This window comes from Streptomyces sp. SID13726, assembly GCF_010548375.1.
GTDB lineage: Bacteria > Actinomycetota > Actinomycetes > Streptomycetales > Streptomycetaceae > Streptomyces.
Window position 1 is genome coordinate 1 of the sequence record NZ_JAAGLY010000753.1, and the last position, 400, is coordinate 400.

Here is a 400-nt window from a genome sequence, read left to right on the forward strand (position 1 = left end):
CTCGGCGTAGCGGCCCCGCCACTTGCGGACAGTGTTGATCGTCACGGACAGGTCGTGGGCGATCTCCGCGTTGGACATCCCGTCCGACGCGGCCAGTACGACCCTGGCCCGCATCGCGTCACGCACCGCCGCCTTCGTGGACGCGGCCCGCTGTTCCAGCAATGCCCGCACGTCAGCGGCAAGCTCGACCGGTACTGCCCGCATCACGCTGTTGACCTGCCCGTTTCCCCACATGATCGAAGATCATGGCGGACGTCGGTCCGGGCCGCTTCGATGGGGTCGTGCCCAAGAACCCGCCCGACTCCACGCAGCACCACCTGCGACACCGGCTGACCGTCCACGCCCGCGCCCTCTGGTCCCAGGTCGGGTCCGCGCTGGCCCGATTCCGTGCCGGATTCGC

General features: G+C 69.5%; 1 protein-coding gene. It reads right to left on the minus strand.

Translation table 11 applies throughout. The features are described from left to right. Window positions 1–234, minus strand: a 234-nt coding sequence (locus G3I78_RS50120) for a helix-turn-helix domain-containing protein (protein ID WP_164437338.1), incomplete at its 3' end; no start/stop codon positions are given. Between the last annotated feature and the right edge of the window lie 166 nt (window positions 235–400).